19 protein-coding genes are annotated in these 15,525 nt (G+C 65.1%); 12 read left to right on the top strand and 7 right to left on the bottom strand.

The window, feature by feature from the left end:
- Positions 1 to 171: 171 nt before the first annotated feature.
- Positions 172 to 1,812, top strand: a complete 1,641-nt coding sequence (locus AC1DES_RS02880; protein ID WP_476894148.1) for an ATP-binding protein — start codon at positions 172 to 174, stop codon at positions 1,810 to 1,812.
- A 10-nt stretch (positions 1,813 to 1,822) separates the two neighbouring features.
- The gene (locus tag AC1DES_RS02875; RefSeq protein ID WP_476894147.1) at positions 1,823 to 2,473 is read left to right on the top strand and encodes a response regulator; all 651 of its coding nucleotides are present in this window, start codon (positions 1,823 to 1,825) and stop codon (positions 2,471 to 2,473) included.
- Between the two features lie 327 nt (positions 2,474 to 2,800).
- On the opposite strand, the gene AC1DES_RS02870 is transcribed toward AC1DES_RS02875, so the two are convergent.
- Entirely contained in the window at positions 2,801 to 3,325 is a 525-nt protein-coding gene (locus tag AC1DES_RS02870; RefSeq protein ID WP_476894146.1) for a hypothetical protein, read from the bottom strand.
- A gap of 620 nt (positions 3,326 to 3,945) precedes the next feature.
- On the opposite strand from AC1DES_RS02870, the gene AC1DES_RS02865 reads away from it, so the two are divergent.
- Positions 3,946 to 4,287 carry a YnfA family protein gene (locus AC1DES_RS02865; protein WP_476894145.1) on the top strand — a complete coding sequence of 114 codons (342 nt, stop codon included), beginning with the start codon at positions 3,946 to 3,948 and terminating at the stop codon, positions 4,285 to 4,287.
- A 302-nt stretch (positions 4,288 to 4,589) separates the two neighbouring features.
- Here the strand turns inward: AC1DES_RS02865 and AC1DES_RS02860 are convergent, their stop codons facing one another.
- Both AC1DES_RS02860 and AC1DES_RS02855 read right to left on the bottom strand, forming a co-directional pair.
- Positions 4,590 to 5,195, bottom strand: coding sequence for a cation efflux transmembrane domain-containing protein (locus AC1DES_RS02860; protein WP_476894144.1), 606 nt, complete (start codon positions 5,193 to 5,195; stop codon positions 4,590 to 4,592).
- A complete protein-coding gene (locus AC1DES_RS02855) occupies positions 5,185 to 5,403 on the bottom strand; it encodes a DUF1232 domain-containing protein (RefSeq protein ID WP_476894225.1) in 219 nt (72 codons plus the stop codon). Before AC1DES_RS02855 ends, AC1DES_RS02860 begins: the two co-directional genes overlap by 11 nt.
- Before the next feature lie 260 nt (positions 5,404 to 5,663).
- Between AC1DES_RS02855 and arsD the strand changes: the two genes are divergently transcribed.
- Together arsD and arsA are read left to right on the top strand one after the other, a co-directional pair.
- Positions 5,664 to 6,056, top strand: a complete 393-nt coding sequence (arsD, locus tag AC1DES_RS02850) for an arsenite efflux transporter metallochaperone ArsD (RefSeq protein WP_476894143.1) — start codon at positions 5,664 to 5,666, stop codon at positions 6,054 to 6,056.
- Positions 6,057 to 6,064: 8 nt separating this feature from the next.
- Positions 6,065 to 7,828, top strand: coding sequence for an arsenical pump-driving ATPase (arsA, locus tag AC1DES_RS02845; RefSeq protein WP_476894142.1), 1,764 nt, complete (start codon positions 6,065 to 6,067; stop codon positions 7,826 to 7,828).
- Positions 7,829 to 7,877: 49 nt separating this feature from the next.
- On the opposite strand, the gene AC1DES_RS02840 is transcribed toward arsA, so the two are convergent.
- The 4 genes from AC1DES_RS02840 to AC1DES_RS02825 all read right to left on the bottom strand — a co-directional run bounded on the left by AC1DES_RS02840 (position 7,878) and on the right by AC1DES_RS02825 (position 9,905).
- Positions 7,878 to 8,111, bottom strand: a complete 234-nt coding sequence (locus tag AC1DES_RS02840; protein WP_476894141.1) for a hypothetical protein — start codon at positions 8,109 to 8,111, stop codon at positions 7,878 to 7,880.
- Positions 8,112 to 8,190: 79 nt separating this feature from the next.
- Positions 8,191 to 8,715, bottom strand: coding sequence for an N-acetyltransferase family protein (locus tag AC1DES_RS02835; protein ID WP_476894140.1), 525 nt, complete (start codon positions 8,713 to 8,715; stop codon positions 8,191 to 8,193).
- Positions 8,712 to 9,062, bottom strand: coding sequence for an ArsR/SmtB family transcription factor (locus tag AC1DES_RS02830; protein ID WP_476894139.1), 351 nt, complete (start codon positions 9,060 to 9,062; stop codon positions 8,712 to 8,714). The genes AC1DES_RS02835 and AC1DES_RS02830 overlap by 4 nt, the downstream gene beginning before the upstream one ends.
- Before the next feature lie 102 nt (positions 9,063 to 9,164).
- Positions 9,165 to 9,905, bottom strand: a complete 741-nt coding sequence (locus tag AC1DES_RS02825) for an aquaporin (protein ID WP_476894138.1) — start codon at positions 9,903 to 9,905, stop codon at positions 9,165 to 9,167.
- Positions 9,906 to 9,950: 45 nt separating this feature from the next.
- Here AC1DES_RS02825 and AC1DES_RS02820 point away from each other — a divergent pair, with 45 nt between their 5' ends.
- The 7 genes from AC1DES_RS02820 to AC1DES_RS02790 all read left to right on the top strand — a co-directional run bounded on the left by AC1DES_RS02820 (position 9,951) and on the right by AC1DES_RS02790 (position 15,289).
- Positions 9,951 to 10,625 carry an arsenate reductase/protein-tyrosine-phosphatase family protein gene (locus AC1DES_RS02820; protein ID WP_476894137.1) on the top strand — a complete coding sequence of 225 codons (675 nt, stop codon included), beginning with the start codon at positions 9,951 to 9,953 and terminating at the stop codon, positions 10,623 to 10,625.
- 147 nt (positions 10,626 to 10,772) lie between these two features.
- Complete coding sequence (locus AC1DES_RS02815) at positions 10,773 to 11,195, top strand: arsenate reductase ArsC (RefSeq protein WP_476894136.1); 423 nt, start codon at positions 10,773 to 10,775, stop codon at positions 11,193 to 11,195.
- A gap of 9 nt (positions 11,196 to 11,204) precedes the next feature.
- The gene (gene trxB / locus AC1DES_RS02810; protein WP_476894135.1) at positions 11,205 to 12,179 is read left to right on the top strand and encodes a thioredoxin-disulfide reductase; all 975 of its coding nucleotides are present in this window, start codon (positions 11,205 to 11,207) and stop codon (positions 12,177 to 12,179) included.
- A gap of 183 nt (positions 12,180 to 12,362) precedes the next feature.
- Complete coding sequence (locus AC1DES_RS02805) at positions 12,363 to 13,748, top strand: FAD-dependent oxidoreductase (protein WP_476894134.1); 1,386 nt, start codon at positions 12,363 to 12,365, stop codon at positions 13,746 to 13,748.
- Between the two features lie 45 nt (positions 13,749 to 13,793).
- Positions 13,794 to 14,471, top strand: a complete 678-nt coding sequence (locus AC1DES_RS02800; protein WP_476894133.1) for an arsenate reductase ArsC — start codon at positions 13,794 to 13,796, stop codon at positions 14,469 to 14,471.
- Positions 14,468 to 14,890: an arsenate-mycothiol transferase ArsC gene (locus AC1DES_RS02795; protein WP_476894132.1), complete on the top strand. Its 423-nt coding sequence runs from the start codon at positions 14,468 to 14,470 to the stop codon at positions 14,888 to 14,890. Before AC1DES_RS02800 ends, AC1DES_RS02795 begins: the two co-directional genes overlap by 4 nt.
- A 3-nt stretch (positions 14,891 to 14,893) precedes the next feature.
- Positions 14,894 to 15,289 (top strand): MFS transporter, encoded by a 396-nt coding sequence (locus tag AC1DES_RS02790; RefSeq protein WP_476894131.1) that lies wholly within the window; start codon positions 14,894 to 14,896, stop codon positions 15,287 to 15,289.
- The last annotated feature ends 236 nt before the right edge of the window (positions 15,290 to 15,525 follow it).

Here is a 15,525-nt window from a genome sequence, read left to right as displayed (position 1 = left end):
TCTTCTGCTCAGGTAGTTCGGGTTCGTGACGTGGATCACTGGAACTATGTGAAGCTTAGGGAGTGAGCATTCCTGCCAGAAAGACTTCAGTAAGATGTGTGCTTTAGCCGCAAAAGTGCACGTTTCGTGCATTTTCTGCAACCGCGTAAAAATCGTGTCTCCGGGGCCCCGGTGAGCCGTGGGCTCGTGGCGCGGCGGATCTGGGCAAGCCGGCGCTTTTCCACGCTGACCGCCCAGATCCTCCTGGCCTCGCTGTCGTTGCTGATCCTTACGGTGGCCTTGGGCGGGTTTCTTTTTTCGATAATCAGCAACCAGACCCTTGACCAGCAGTACCAGCTGCGCGCCCTGGGCATTGCGACCACCACCGCCCAGATGGCGGACATCCGTTCCGCATTGGCAGCAGGGGATCCTGACCACGTCATCAACGGAATCGCACAGCAGGTGATGACCGCCTCCCAGCCCGATTACGTCGTGGTCAGCGACAGGGAGGGAAAACGGTTTTCGCACCCCGATTCGGCGCTGATCGGCCTCCGGCTGGAGGAGCCGGTCGCCGTTCTGGACGGCCAAACCCACGTAGGCTTCGACCCCGGAAGCCTGGGCCGGTCGGCCAACGCCAAGGCCCCCGTCTTTGGTGCCGACGGCTCGGTGATAGGGCAGGTGTCGGTGGGAATTGAAGACGCCCAGGTCCTGAGCAACCAGATGCAGAACATCTGGCTGATCACAGGATTCTCGGCCCTGGTCCTCGCCTTGGGTGTTGCGGGTTCGCTGCTGCTTTCCCGCCGGATCAAGCGTGTCACCTTCGACTTGGAGCCAGCCGAGATCGCCTCCCTCCTGCAGGAACGTGAAGCCCTGCTGCACGGAATCCGCGAGGCCGTCGTCGGACTTGATGACCACGGCAAGGTGACGGTCATTAACGAGGAAGCCCGGCGACTGCTTCACCTGGAGGGGGACGCCTTGGGGAAGCCGATCGCGGACCTGCTGCCGCGGGGCCGGCTGCGGGACTTGCTGGCCGGCCGGCTCCCCGGAGCCGACCAGGTGGCGCTGACCGAGGACGCCTTGCTGGTTGTCAACCGGATGCCGGTGTCCACTGCCGGCCGCAGCATCGGTTCCGTGGTCACCCTTCGGGACCGCACCGAAATCGAGGGCCTGGTGCGGGACCTCCATTCCATCCAGGGCCTAATGGAGGCCATGCGAGCGTTGGAACACGAATACGCCAACCGGCTTCACATTGTTGACGGCTTGCTGGAGATGGGGGACCTGGACCAGGCCAAGAGGTATGTCTCGCAGGTGTCGAGCATGCCCAAGTCCCTGGGCGAACGGCTTCGCGCCACCATTGCCCCGCCGGAACTTGCCGCCTTACTGCTGGCCAAAGTTGCTGTCGCCGCTGAACAGGACGTGCAGATGGAGGTCACTGTCGACTCCCGCCTGGAACATCCGGAGGTTGACCCCACAGAGCTGGTGACCATCGTCGGCAACCTCCTGGACAACGCGGTTGACGCGCTCGCCAATACGCCCCGGCCGCGCATGGTCACGGTACAGTTCGACGACGCGGACGGCGTCTTCATTGCCGTCCGCGACAACGGGCCCGGCGTTCCGGCGGACAGAATCGACCAGGTCATGGTGGATGGGTACTCAACGAAAGACCCTCGGCCGGGAATGCGGCGCGGCATCGGGCTTGCGCTGGTGAGCAGGATCGTGCGCAGGGCAGGCGGAACGTTGGATGTGTTCCCGGGCCCCGGCGGTAACTTTGAGGTATGGCTGCCGGCAACGACGCAGGTAGCAGTTGAAGATAGGAGTGCGGGCGTTGATTAAGACGCTGGTAGTGGACGACGATTTCCGGGTTGCAGGCATTCATGCGTCCCGGGTGGCCCGGGTTGAAGGGTTCGAGTGCGTCGGCCAGGTGTACAGCGCGGCCGCCGCGCGTGAAGCCATTGGCCGGCTCCATCCCGACCTGCTCCTATTGGATATCCATCTGCCGGACGAAGACGGACTTTCGCTCCTGCGAACTTTGCAGGCGGCCGGAACGCAAATTGACTGCATCGTCATCACCGCCGCCCAGGACCTGGCCACTGTGAAGGCCGCCATGACCAGCGGCGCGGTGTATTACCTCGTAAAGCCCTTTGGCTTTGACCGGCTCCGCGCCCAGCTTGAGGCTTACAGGAAGTGGCGGAAAGAGCTGGAATCGGTGTCGATGGCGAACCAGTCAACCATCGACAACCTGTACAAAACACGGCTGGCCGGGATCAAGGCATCCGCCCCGGCCCCGCGTCTGCAGCCAACCATGCAGAAAGTGTTCGACGCCGTCCGGGCCGCGGCAAGGCCTGTAAACGCTGCAGAAATTGCCGAGCAGCTCGGTGTCAGCAGGCCAACGGCGCAGCGCTATTTGAGCACTCTGGAACGCAAGGGCCTCCTGGCGCTGGATCTCACGTATGGCGGCACCGGACGGCCACTGAATTCATACACGGTGGCGTAGCCTCGGTTCACCGCAAACTTGCCCGGTGAAGACGCCTAGACCGCATCGATCGCGCGGCTCGTGGCTTCTTAGGTTTTTCTACTGCGAAATGCCCGCGACATTCACGGCACCAGTGCGCAAAAGCAAAGGCCGCCAAGAACACGTGTTCTTAGCGGCCGTCGCAAAAGTCTTGAAACCTCGGGAACTACACGTTGAAGCGGAACTCAACTACACATTGAATCTAAATTCCACCACGTTCCGCAGCCGAACAACGTCTTAGTGTTCGCCCCGGTGCACCGAAACCCGTCACGATCACATCCGACGTGGGCAGGTTGCTTCTGCCCCCCGTCAACCGATCAAGTAGGCGAATCCCCGCCCATCTGAGGCCGCCGCGTAGACAAAGCTTCTGGCTTTATTAAGAAACGCGGTGGCGTAGGCCAACTCGGACCCCAGCACCTGACCAGACGAGCAGATCCCGCTCAGGCCGGCTTTGATGTCGTGGTCGTTGACCGCCTCAAGGTCCCGGGCGATCGATGCGACGTCCTGAGGCGGGAGTGCGCGCACCCACGGGTGCCATGTAAATCCATCTTCGGCGTAAGTCACCTGCCCTTCGAACATCCGGTAGGCCGCTCTGGCTGCAGCACCGGAAGAGCGCGGAGCAGTGAGCCGCTCCAGGTACAGCCATGCCTTGTCGAGGTAGAGGAGGTCCCGCTCCGGCAGGGATTGCCGGAAGTCTGTGACGCCCTGCCGGAAGCCAGGTTCGAGACCGTATGCGTCCGCGAGCGGGTCCGAACCGATCACCGTGAGTGGGTCAGCAAGTGCTTTCCCGGTCTGATCGCTGTCAAACGCGTATGCGTAGTATCTGATTCCCATGCGACGATTCTGAACGGGCCGCATACTGCGCAGGCCAGAATCCTGCCGTGTGTGGATAACTTGAGGCCAAAGACCAACGTTTTGGGCTGGCTAGTAACGTGCATGCTCCTCGTCCCCGCGGCCAGGAATATCTTTGATGCCGACAACTTAGGCGCTCCAAGTCAGCCTGGCCAGATGATCCCAAAACGCCGCCCGGCACTCGAAAGTACCGGGCGGCGTCTGAGCAGGACGAGTAAGGGGACTACACGTTGAAGCGGAACTCCACCACGTTCCGTCACCGAATAACCTCTGGCAACGTTCGCCGAGATTCCGGACAGCCGCCAGTTGGACCACCCTCCAGCCCGTCGGCAGCGGACCCTGATGACGGCAAAGCAAGCCTATGAATCACCTCAATGGCAGGTGAAAGGTTCTTCGATGATGGCAGATTCCGTGGGGACGATTTTGCAGTCTGAGTTGGGCCCGCTTGGCGGCTCGCCGCTTGATGAATCGCAGTTTCAGTCGAGCCCGCCTCACGGTTGCTTCCATCAAGACCTTTCCGACGGTGGAGGGCAGCGATGGAGCCTAATGAACAAAGGTCACAGAGTCATGGGGCCACACAAACGTGCGGCATGATGAGGATCATGACCATTGCAAAGTCGGTGCTGCTGTTCATCCTGGCTGCTGTCGCGGAGATAGGCGGCGCTTGGATGGTGTGGCAGGCCGTGCGGGAGGGGCGGGCTTGGTGGTGGGCCGGGACCGGGGTTATTGCCTTGGGTCTGTACGGTTTCGTTGCGACCTTGCAGCCCGATGCGCACTTCGGGAGGATCCTGGCCGCGTATGGCGGGGTTTTCGTCGCGGGCTCCCTGGCTTGGGGGATGGTCTTTGACGGGTTCCGCCCCGACCGCTGGGACGTCATCGGCTCGCTGATCTGTGTTGCGGGCGTGGTCGTGATCATGTTCGCTCCCCGCGGGTCTGTCTCCTAGGACGCGATTAGGGGCCGGCAGTGACGGCCACCTGGTGCTGTCGTAGGAGCAGAATGCGCAGCAGTTCCGGTCTCCGGTTTGCTGGTGACTCCGCACTCAGACTGTCAGCCCTGCGCGGCGCCGGCTCATGGACCCCGCCGCGGTCATCGCAGGGTTCCCGCCGGACACTTGGGTTCCACCGTCGGTCAGTGTTGTATGACGAGCCGCTGGACAAACGCACCTACCGTCACTCCCACAGCCTCATCCCGCAGGCAGCTGAAAGACCTGCATCGAGGCCAGAAGCCCTTGCAGGGACGGAGCGATCAATGAGGGTGGCGGAAGATGGCCAGGGCTTCGCGGACGGCGTAGTAGACGATGACTAGGCCGGCCAAGGGGTCGGCCCACCACCACCCGGCAAGGGTGTCCAGCAGAATCCCGACCAGGACCGCGGCAGCCAGAAGCCCGTCGATAAACGTCACCCTGCCCTCGGCAATCAGGACCGGGTTGCCCAAGGCCCTGCCTGTGGCCGCTTTGCCGGCTGCGAGGGCGAACATGACGACGGCGGTGACGGCCGTCCAGACAATCCCGGCGGGGCTCGGCTGCGCGTGGTGCCCGAACGCCAGGGCAATCCCTGACTGGATGAGCAGGTAAAGGGCCAAGGCAAGGAAGGCCCCCGCAATCAGCCTCAACGCGAACTGTTGACGCCGTTCGCCCGTTCCGGAGAGTTCCCAGATCACCACGGTGCTGGCACCGATCTCGATCAGGCTGTCCAGGCCGAACCCTGCCAGCGCCACCGAGCCGGCGGTGATGGACGCGACTGCGAGGACGCCCACTCCGATGACGTTCCAGCCCAGCGTGATGCCTTCGAGGATGAATCCGCGGCGTCTCAATCGGGCTATGTCCGGATTCTGCAGGATTTCATGCATCATCGGCGTTCTCCTTGTTGCGGTTTTTCGGTGGCTGATGACTGCTGGTCGGCGAGGCGATTGATGACAGCGAGTCCGGCAGGGATTCCTGGCCAGTGAACCCGCAAGGGGCCAGCCTGGAGCGAAGCATCAGGGCGCTGATGACCATATCATCGGCGTAGCCGATGAGCGGCAGGAAGTCCGGGGCGAGGTCCAGTGGGAGGCCAGGTATCCAGCCACAGGACCAGTTTGATGTGCAGGCCGCGGGATGTCGAGCCTACCGCCGGAGAGTGCGAAGCAGATCCGGGAGCAGCGGCAAGGTGTCATGCATGCCACTTCCTGCGCCTCTTTTGTGCATCGACGATTGTCGATATACTGAGAAAAGAGTCGCAAGCACACGGTGGTGACATCCATGCCGGATGTCCACCCGAATGAGTGGGGCTCCGTGTTTCGGTATCGAATCGAACCACCCCGAAAGCCGAGGAGAACAACATGCCTGCTATCCGAATCTACGAATCCGCTCTCTGCTGTGACACCGGGGTCTGCGGCCCTGACGTGGACCAGTCCCTGGTGGATGTGACCGCGGATGTGCGACACCTCCAGGGCCTCGGTGCAGACATTGCCCGCCACAACCTCGCTAGCGAACCTTCTGCTTTCGCGGAGGACGAAACGGTCCGTAGATTCATGCACCTGGTCGGATCCAAGGGCCTTCCGCTCACTATCGTCGACGGCGTGACGGTCGCCACCGGAACCTACCCCAGCAGGGGGCAGCTACTGACGTTCGCCGGACTGGACGAAGCCGCTGTTGAACCGCAGTCCCGCCCGGAACTTGGCCTGAGTGAAAAGTCCGGCGGCTGCTGCCGCGGCTCAGCGAGCTGCGGCTAGGCCCCGGCGTGAAGTTTCTTCAGAACGCGCCCCGGTTCCTGTTCTTCACCGGCAAGGGGGGTGTGGGCAAGACGTCCGTGGCGTGCGCGACAGCGCTCACCCTCGCCAAGTCCGGCAAGAAAGTCCTGCTGGTCAGCACCGACCCCGCATCCAATGTCGGGCAGGTCTTTGGCGTGACCATCGGGAACACCGTCACGCCCATCCAGGACGCGCCCGGCCTTTCAGCCTTGGAGATTGACCCGGAGCAGGCTGCCGAGGCATACCGGGAGCGGATCATCGCGCCCGTCCGGGGCCTCCTGCCCGAGTCTGAGCTGGTCGGCATCGCTGAGAGCCTCTCGGGCTCCTGCACCACGGAGATCGCCTCGTTCGATGAGTTCACCAACCTGCTCGCCGATGACAGTTCCTATGGGGAGTATGACCACATCGTCTTCGATACCGCCCCGACGGGTCACACCATCCGGCTTCTTCAGCTGCCCGGTTCGTGGACCGACTTCCTGGCCGCCGGCAAGGGAGACCCCTCTTGCCTGGGCCCGTTGTCCGGGCTGGAGAAGCACAAGCAGGTCTACGCCAAAGCAGTCCAGGCCCTCACTGACCCTGCGAGGACCCGGCTTGTCCTGGTCAGCCGCGCGCAGACCTCGTCAATGAGCGAAATTGAGCGGACCTATCTTGAACTCAACCAGATCGGGATCGGCGGCGGTTACGTCGTCGTCAACGGCGTCCTGCCGGACGCGGCCGGGGACGAAGCTCTGGCGCAGGCGCTACGGGCGCGGGAGGATGCCGCCATCGCCGCCATTCCGGAGGCGGTCGCCGCTTTGCCACGGGATGTGCTGGATCTGAAGCCGGGCAATATGGTCGGCATTCCGGCACTCGAGTCCCTGTTCACGGCCACCTCCGGCGCCGACATCACTGATGCCGCTGCGCCGGTCCCCGAGGTTGAGGACGCCCCGCTTGCGGCCCTGGTGAACGAAGTGGAGCTCGACGGCCATGGCCTGGTGATGTGTATGGGCAAGGGCGGGGTCGGGAAGACCACCGTCGCTGCCGCCATTGCGGTCGCCCTGGCCAAACGCGGGCATGCGGTGCACCTGACCACGACGGATCCGGCCGCGCACCTGACCGAAACACTCCATAGTTCCATCCCGGGCCTGACGGTCTCCCGCATCGATCCTGAAGCGGCCATCGAGGAATATCGAAGCCACGTGATGGAGACCAAGGGCCGGAATTTGGACGATGACGGGCGTGCGGCCCTCGCTGAGGACCTGCTGTCACCGTGCACCGACGAGGTGGCTGTGTTCCGGCAGTTCTCCAAGGTGGTCCAGGAGTCCCGCCGGCACTTCGTGGTGATCGACACGGCACCGACCGGGCACACGCTGCTGCTCCTGGACGCCACCGGTTCGTACCACCGGGAGATCGCCCGCCAGGTCGGCGACACTATGGGGTTCGTGACGCCCCTGATGCGGCTTCAGGATCCGGCACAGACCAAGGTCGTTCTCGTCACGCTGGCCGAAACGACGCCCGTGCTCGAAGCCGAAGAACTGCAGGGTGACCTGGAAAGGGCCGGAATCCATCCGTGGGCCTGGGTCATCAACAACTCGATCGCCGCCGCGCACCCGCAGACGCCGTTCCTGCAGGCCCGCGCCGCGAGCGAAATGGAGCAGATCACGAAGGTGCACACCCTGACGGACCGGGTGGCCCTCATACCGCTGCTGCCTGAGGAACCCACCGGTGAAGAGAAGTTGTCGGACCTGACCGCATTCAGCTCCCAGCCCGCCTGAGGCGGGTCCAGCCCCCGCCGACGTCTGGCGGGGGCTGCGACGCGTTCGGCTAGCCGTCCAGGCGCTGAGCCAGCTGGGCTTCGATGTCCCGGACAGCGGCGTCCAGTCTGGCGATCGTGTCGCGTTGGATCGACCGCAGGTACTCGGCATCCGACTCGCCGTCCTGCACCCAGTCCTCGTCGCCCGGTGAGTCCATCGCCTGACGCGTGTTGGCGGCTGCCGTCCTGATGTTCTCCAGCATCGCGCGCAACCGCGCCTCGGTGGTGGGAGTCTCGGCATTCATGATGTTTCCTCCTTGGTTGCGGTCGCGTCGTTGGCTTCCAGGGGCTACCTGTGCTGCCGCCGCGCTGGCAGCACAAGAACTAAAGGACCCGTGTGCGCCGTTCGATCAGCACGGTGTCCATCCATTGACCGGCAGCAGGGCCGTGGACCATCCGGGCAATCTTTTCCCGCCGTCCCACCACCCTGAAGCCGTGGACAACGTGGAGTCTCATGCTCGGCTCGTTCTCCGGAAAAACGCTCGCCTGGATCGTCCAGATGCCGTCGTCTTCCGTCGAGTCGACCAACGCCTGAAGCAGGAGTGCTCCTATCCGCCCGCCACGGGCTGCCTCGGCAACGTAGATGGAGTGTTCCACGACACCGGAGTACGCCAGGCGGCCGGAAACGGCGGAAACAGCCGCCCAGCCAAGAATCCCGCCGGTGGACGCCTCCGCTACAAGGCGGTGGGAAGCAAGCCGCGAATCGTCAAAACGGCGCCAATCCGGTGCCTCAACCTCGAACGTGGCCTGACCCGTCGCGATTCCCTCAACGTAGATCCGCCGGACCTCGGGCCAATCGGATTCCCGCAACGGCCGGACAATGACGTCAGGCGCCGAACCCTGATTCACAGAGACGCCAGCAGGTCGGCCGTCTGCTCCAACGCCCCCGGGACCAGGGAGTAGTAGGCCCAGGTGCCGCGCTTCTCGCGATGCAGCAGGCCCGCATCAACCAGGATCTTCAAGTGATGGGACACGGTGGGCTGGCCCAGATCCAGCGGCTCGGTCAGGTCGCACACGCAGGATTCGCCGGAGGCTTCGGCTTTGACGATGGAGAGCAGGCGCAGCCGGTTCGGATCGGCCAGCGCCTTAAAAATCAGGGCCTTCTGCTTCGCCTCTTCAGCGCCCAAGGCAGGCGTTCCCGCCGGGGCGCAGCAGGCTTCATCCGTGGCCGGTTCGAGGATAGACAGCGGGTTCATATACCCATTATGCCCCGATATTGACAGTCATCAATATAAAACCGCACCGGGCCTTGTTCGGGTGCGGGCGCAGATGGTCACTCCTCCACCCGCTGGCTGATGCTACGAGTTGGCCGGTTCGGAGCTGTGTGGGATCACGACGTCGTCCGCGGTGCGGGCCGCGGAGGGAAACAAGACGAGGAGGATGCCCACGCCTACCGCCGCGCCGACCAGCTGCGCTGCCACGAAGCCGGGAACGGAGCCCGGGGCGATGCCCGCGAACGTGTCGCTGAAGATGCGGCCCACCGTCACGGCCGGGTTCGCGAACGACGTCGAGGACGTGAACCAGTACGCGGCACCGATGTAAGCGCCCACTGCGGGAGCTGCGAGGACGCCCCGGTTGGTGGCGGCCAGGGCAAAGATCAGCAGAACGAGACCTGCGGTGGCGACGATCTCGCCGAGGAGATGCCCGGTGGTCGCCCGGTCCTTGACCGAAATGGAGGTGCCAACGTCAAACATGGCGTTCGCCACGACGCTGCCGCTGATCGCACCGACCGTCTGCGCAACGATGTACGTGCCAAGTTCCGGCAGGGTCAGTCCGGCGCCGCTACCCCGGCCCAGGATCCAGTCGGCGACGGAGACCACGGGGTTGAAATGCGCGCCGCTCACGGGACCGAACACCAGGATCAGGACCGTCAGACCCAGCACCGTGGCGGTGCCGTTCTGGAGCAGCTGCAGGCCGACGTCGTTGGGGGAAAGCTGCTGGGCAGCGATCCCGGAGCCGACAACGATCATCACGAGCAAACTGGTGCCGAGCAGCTCGGCGACGGTGCGGCGCCACAGCGGCGGTTGTTGAGAAGTCATGCCAACAGCTTGACTCAAGATATTTACTCAGTCAAAATTGAACCAATGACTACTGACCCAGTTGAAGTCTTTCGGGCGCGGGTCGCCAAGCACGCAGCCCTCGCGGATCCTGCGCGGCTGCGGATCGTGGACCTGCTGACCCTGGGAGACCTTTCCCCCACGGAACTGCAGGCCGAACTCGGAATGCCGTCAAACCTGCTTTCCCACCACCTGCGCACGCTGGAAGGCGCGGGCCTGGCCATCCGCCTCCGCTCGGAGGCGGATAAGCGCCGCAGCTACATCCGGCTCGCCGCAGGCGCCCTGGAAGGCCTGGTGCCCGGGGCTGAACACGGAGCCCGCCGCGTCCTGTTCGTCTGCACGCGGAACAGCGCCCGGTCCCAGCTGGCCGTCGCGCTCTGGCAGCAGGTCAGCGAAATCCCCTCGACCTCGGCAGGTACGCACCCCGCGGACCGCATCGCCTCAGGCGCCATCGAGGTCGCCCGCCGCCACGGCGTCGCTCTGGCAGACCTTCCCCCGCGCCGGCTGGATGAAGTGGCGGACCATGAAGATTTCGTCGTGACGGTGTGCGATAACGCCCACGAGGAAATCCCCAACCTGGGCGGGATCCACTGGTCCGTCCCGGATCCGCTCCGGCTGAACACCGAGGACGCCTTCGAGGGCGCCTTCGCCGACATCGCCCGCCGCATCAGCGACCTCGCACCCCGCCTGCACGCCGCCTAAAACCCAATCCCGCCAATATTGACAAGTATCAATCTATTGTTCGATACTTCATGCATCGACAAACATCAATGTCTAGTCAGTAAACGGGTGCGGGACACGACCTCATCAAAAACCGATCCACACCCAACTGATACCAGGAGAAACCCCGTGAGCACCGAAACCGCCAAGAAGCCCTCCGTCCTGTTCGTCTGCGTCCACAACGCCGGCCGCTCCCAAATGGCCGCTGCCTTCCTCACCACCCTGTCCCAGGGCGCCATCGAGGTCCGCTCGGCCGGTTCCGCGCCGGCGGACAAGGTCAACCCTGCTGCCGTCGAGGCCATGGCGGAACTTGGCATCGACATGTCCGCCGAGATCCCCAAGGTCCTCACCACCGAAGCCGTCAAGGAATCCGACGTCGTGATCACCATGGGCTGCGGGGACACCTGCCCGATCTTCCCGGGCAAGCGCTACGAGGACTGGGAACTCGAAGACCCCGCCGGTCAGGGCGTCGCCGCCGTCCGGCCCATCCGCGACGACATCAAGACGCGCATCGAATCCCTGATTTCTGAACTCCTTCCCGTCGGAAAGTAGGAGACAGCCATGCCTAAGCAGCTCGTTATTATCGGGTCCGGCCCCGCCGGCTACACCGCGGCCATCTACGCCGCCCGCGCCGGCCTCAAGCCGCTGGTCATCGCCGGAGCCGTCACCGCGGGAGGCGCCCTGATGAACACCACCGAGGTGGAGAACTTCCCAGGCTTCCCCGGCGGTATCCAGGGCCCCGAACTCATGGACGGGCTCCAGCAGCAGGCCGAACGCTTCGGTGCGGAGATTATCTTTGACGATGTCACCGAGGTCGACCTTGCCGGCCACATCAAGCGAATGACAACCGCCAGCAGGGAGACGTTCGAGGCTAAAGCGGTCATCCTCGCCACGGGCTCCGCCTACAAGGAACTCGGCCTGCCGGAGGAGAAGAAGTTCAGCGGCCACGGACTCTCCTGGTGCGCCACCTGCGACGGCTTCTTCTTCCGCGACCAGGACATCATCGTGGTGGGCGGAGGCGACTCGGCCATGGAGGAAGCCACGTTCCTGACGCGCTTCGGGAAGACCGTCACGGTGGTCGTCCGCAAGGGCGAACTCCGCGCCTCCCGGATCATGGCCCAGCGCGCCAAGGACAACCCCAAGATCAGCTTCGCGTGGAACTCCGCCATCACCAAGATCCACGGCAACGGAAAGGTCACCGGCGTCACCCTGACCGACACCCGCACCGGCGAAACCCGTGAACAGGCGGCCACCGGGATCTTCGTCGCGATCGGCCACCTCCCGCGGACCGAACTGCTCGGCGGCCAGGTGGACCTCGACGCCGAGGGCTACATCAAGGTCGACGCGCCCACCACGGTCACCAACCTGACCGGTGTCTTCGCCTGCGGGGACGCCGTGGACCACCGCTACCGCCAGGCCATCACCGCCGCCGGCACCGGCTGCGCCGCCGCCCTCGACGCCGAGCGCTACCTCGCCGCGTTAGAGGACGCCGACAGCATCGCCACGGCCCTGGTGGAAGAACCCACCCACGCCTGACCCCGAACGGAGAGGGGGTGAGCTGAATGACGACAGGATGCTGCAGTGACTCCGGTTGCTGCGACGACTGCCCTGATGACATGCAGGTCTGCTGCTAACACCCTCCCGCCTGCCGGGCCCACAAGGGATCGGCAGGCACCTCCCTACAGAACCGCCACACCTACGGATGAAACAGAGGACACCATGGATTCAGCGAAGAACCTTCCCGTTGCGGTGATCGGCGCCGGCCCCGTGGGCCTGGCCGCCGCGGCCCACCTGATCGAACGCGGCATCGAACCGCTGATCCTCGAAGCCGGGCCGACCCCGGCCGCGTCCATCGAGCAGTGGCGCCACATCCGGCTATTTTCCCCGTGGCAGTACAACACCGACGCCGCCGCCGCCCGCCTGCTCGCCGCGACCGGCTGGGTGTCGCCTGAGCCGACGGCGCTGCCCACCGGTTGGGACCTCATCGACGGCTACCTCACCCCGCTGGCTGCACTGCCCGCGATCGCGTCCCGCCTGCACACCGGCGCCCGCGTCGTCGCGGTAACCCGTCAGGGAATGGACAAGACCCACAGCCGAAACCGCGACACCACCCCGTTCGTCGTCCGGGTCGAACACGCCAACGGCGAAGTCCGCGACTACCAGGCCGCAGCCGTCATTGACGCCTCCGGCACCTGGTCCACCCGCAACCCGCTCGGAACCTCGGGCCTGCCCGCTGTCGGCGAAACGGCCGCCGCTGCCCACATCTCCTCTCCGCTGCCGGACGTGCTGGGACGCGACCGTGCAGCGTTTGCCGGCCGGACCGCCGTCGTGGTCGGTGCGGGCCATTCAGCTGCCAACACCCTGATCAACCTCGCCGAACTCGCAGCCCAGGTGCCCGGGACGACGATCGTGTGGGCAATCCGCGGCGCTTCCGCGGCCAAGGTCTACGGCGGCGGCGACGCCGACGGGCTCGCCGCCCGCGGCCAGCTCGGCAGCCGGCTGCGCGCACTGGTCGAATCCGGCACCGTGGACCTCCAGACCGGCTTCGGGATCGCCGGCCTGACCGCAGACGGCGACTCCGTCACTCTGACCGCAACCGACGGCCGTACGCTCGAGGCCGACGTCGTGGTCCCGGCCACCGGCTTCCGGCCGAACCTGGACATGCTTCGGGAACTCCGGCTGGAACTGGACCCCGGCGTCGAGGCCCCGCGTGCCCTCGGCCCGCTGATCGACCCAGAATTCCACTCCTGCGGCACCGTCGAGCCGCACGGAGCCAGGATGCTCGCCCACCCGGAGCAGGACTTCTACATCGTCGGCATGAAGTCCTACGGCCGGGCCCCGACCTTCCTGCTCGCCAGCGGCTACGAGCAGGTCCGCTCCGTCGCAGCCGCCCTGGCCGGCGACCGGGAAGCGGCCGACGCCGTCCAGCTCGAACTCCCCGAAACCGGCGTCTGCTCCTCGGACATCGGCACCAGCTGCGACGTCCCCGCGGCCGCGCCGGCAGGGTTTGTTGCGGAAACCTCCGGCGGCTGCTGCGGAGCCCCCGAACCGGTACTCGTCGGCTTCCCCACCGGACTGGCCCACGGCCGCTCCGGCGAAAACTGACCACGTTCACCTGGCCTCGTCACCCGACCACATTGGAGTGCCGACATGACTGACCACCCTGAACACGGCCTGGGCCTGCAGGACAACATCGAGCTCCTGCACCGGATCAGCGAGCGGCTGGCCGACCGGTTCGCCGGCATTTTCGCCGCAGAGACGGTCGAACGCTACGTCTTCGAGTCCTACACCGCCCTGGCCCGGACCGCGAAGATCAAAACGCACCTGCCCTCCACCACCGAGCACTTCGCCAACGACCGACTCAACGCCCTGGCCAAATCAAAGGCCGCCGTCACCAACGACGTCCCGGAGGTGCTGTTCGTCTGCGTGCAGAACACCGGCCGGTCCCAGATGGCCGCAGCACTCCTGAATGTCGAGGCCAAGGGCAGGATCCGCGTCCGGTCCGCCCGGTCCCTCCCCGCCGCCGAACTCGACCCCGCCGCCGTCGCGGCGATGTCCGAAATGGGTCTGGACCTGACCCGGGGCTACCCCAAACCCCTCACCGACGACGTCGTGCGCGCCTCGGACGTGGTGATCACGATGGGGTGCGAGGACTCCTGCCCGATCTACCCCGGCAAACGCTACGAAGACTGGGAACTGGCAGACCCCGCCGGCCTTCCCGTGGCGGCCGTGCGGATCATCCGCGCCGAGATCCACGACCGGGTCAAGGCACTCGCCGCATCACTGCTCCACGACCCCAGCTCAGACAAGGAAGAATCCAACGCATGACCGAGACCACGAAAACACCCAGCGTCCTGTTCGTCTGCAGCAAGAACGGCGGAAAATCCCAGCTCGCCGCCGGACTGATGAACCAGCTCGCACACGGGGCCGTCACCGTCTACTCCGCCGGAACCAAACCCGGGAAGTCCCTGAACCCCCAGGCCGTGGACTCCCTGGCAGAACTTGGCATCGACATCACCGGCGAACACCCCAAACCCGTTACCGACGAAGTGCTGAACGCGGTCGACGTCGTGATCGTCCTGGGCAACGAGGCAAAAGTCGAAGCCCCCGAGGGCAAGCGGATCGTGGTCTGGGATACGGACGAGCCCTCCGAACGCGGCATCGAAGGCATGGAACGCATGCGCCTGGTCCGGGATGACATCAAGTCCCGGGTCCAGAAGCTGTATGCGGAGCTCACCGGGAACTAGACCGTGCCTAGCCCGGCGCTATCCCGGACACTGGTCGCGGAAGGTGCACCGCGCGGCGGCCTCGCCGCGCTGTGCATCACCCAGACGACCGGGTGGGGCGTGCTCTACTACGCCTTGATCGCGGCGGTCCGGCCCATCAGCGAAGACACCGGCTGGGACCCTGCCCTCGTCACCGGGGCCTTTTCGGCCGGCCTGCTCGTCTCCGCGGCAGCCGGGATCCTCGTCGGCAGGATTCTCGACAGAACCGGCCCGCGCACGCTGATGATCGGCGGATCCCTCGTCGGAATACTGGCCCTGGTCATGGTGGCGACGGCACCAAACCTGCCAGTTTTCTTTGCGGCCTGGCTGGTCGCCGGCACCGCGCAGGCCGCCGTGCTGACCAACCGGCCTTCACGGTGATCAACCGCTGGTACGGACCCGCAGCATCCGGCCCCTGACCGTACTGACCCTCGTCGCCGGGTTCGCATCCACCATCTTCGCCCCACTCACCGCAGCCCTGACATCCGCGTTCGGCTGGCGAGGCGCCTTCCTCATCCTCGCCGGGATAATAGGACTCATCACCGTGTCCCTGCACGCCCGATACCTGAACCGGACCTGGGCCCTGGCCCCCCCCCCCCCCCGGCAGCCCCGCGACG

It is taken from the genome of Arthrobacter sp. 05T442 (assembly GCF_056395945.1).
This window is presented reverse-complemented; position numbering and strand designations above follow the sequence as displayed.

Coding starts and splice junctions, on each gene's coding strand:
- AC1DES_RS02870 (WP_476894146.1), bottom strand. CDS start 3,325: ATGGGAATCAGATACTACGCATACGCGTTTGACAGCGATCAGACCGGG.
- AC1DES_RS02865 (WP_476894145.1), top strand. CDS start 3,946: ATGACCATTGCAAAGTCGGTGCTGCTGTTCATCCTGGCTGCTGTCGCG.
- AC1DES_RS02860 (WP_476894144.1), bottom strand. CDS start 5,195: ATGATGCATGAAATCCTGCAGAATCCGGACATAGCCCGATTGAGACGC.
- arsD (WP_476894143.1), top strand. CDS start 5,664: ATGCCTGCTATCCGAATCTACGAATCCGCTCTCTGCTGTGACACCGGG.
- AC1DES_RS02840 (WP_476894141.1), bottom strand. CDS start 8,111: ATGAATGCCGAGACTCCCACCACCGAGGCGCGGTTGCGCGCGATGCTG.
- AC1DES_RS02830 (WP_476894139.1), bottom strand. CDS start 9,062: ATGAACCCGCTGTCTATCCTCGAACCGGCCACGGATGAAGCCTGCTGC.
- AC1DES_RS02825 (WP_476894138.1), bottom strand. CDS start 9,905: ATGACTTCTCAACAACCGCCGCTGTGGCGCCGCACCGTCGCCGAGCTG.
- AC1DES_RS02820 (WP_476894137.1), top strand. CDS start 9,951: ATGACTACTGACCCAGTTGAAGTCTTTCGGGCGCGGGTCGCCAAGCAC.
- trxB (WP_476894135.1), top strand. CDS start 11,205: ATGCCTAAGCAGCTCGTTATTATCGGGTCCGGCCCCGCCGGCTACACC.
- AC1DES_RS02805 (WP_476894134.1), top strand. CDS start 12,363: ATGGATTCAGCGAAGAACCTTCCCGTTGCGGTGATCGGCGCCGGCCCC.
- AC1DES_RS02800 (WP_476894133.1), top strand. CDS start 13,794: ATGACTGACCACCCTGAACACGGCCTGGGCCTGCAGGACAACATCGAG.
- AC1DES_RS02795 (WP_476894132.1), top strand. CDS start 14,468: ATGACCGAGACCACGAAAACACCCAGCGTCCTGTTCGTCTGCAGCAAG.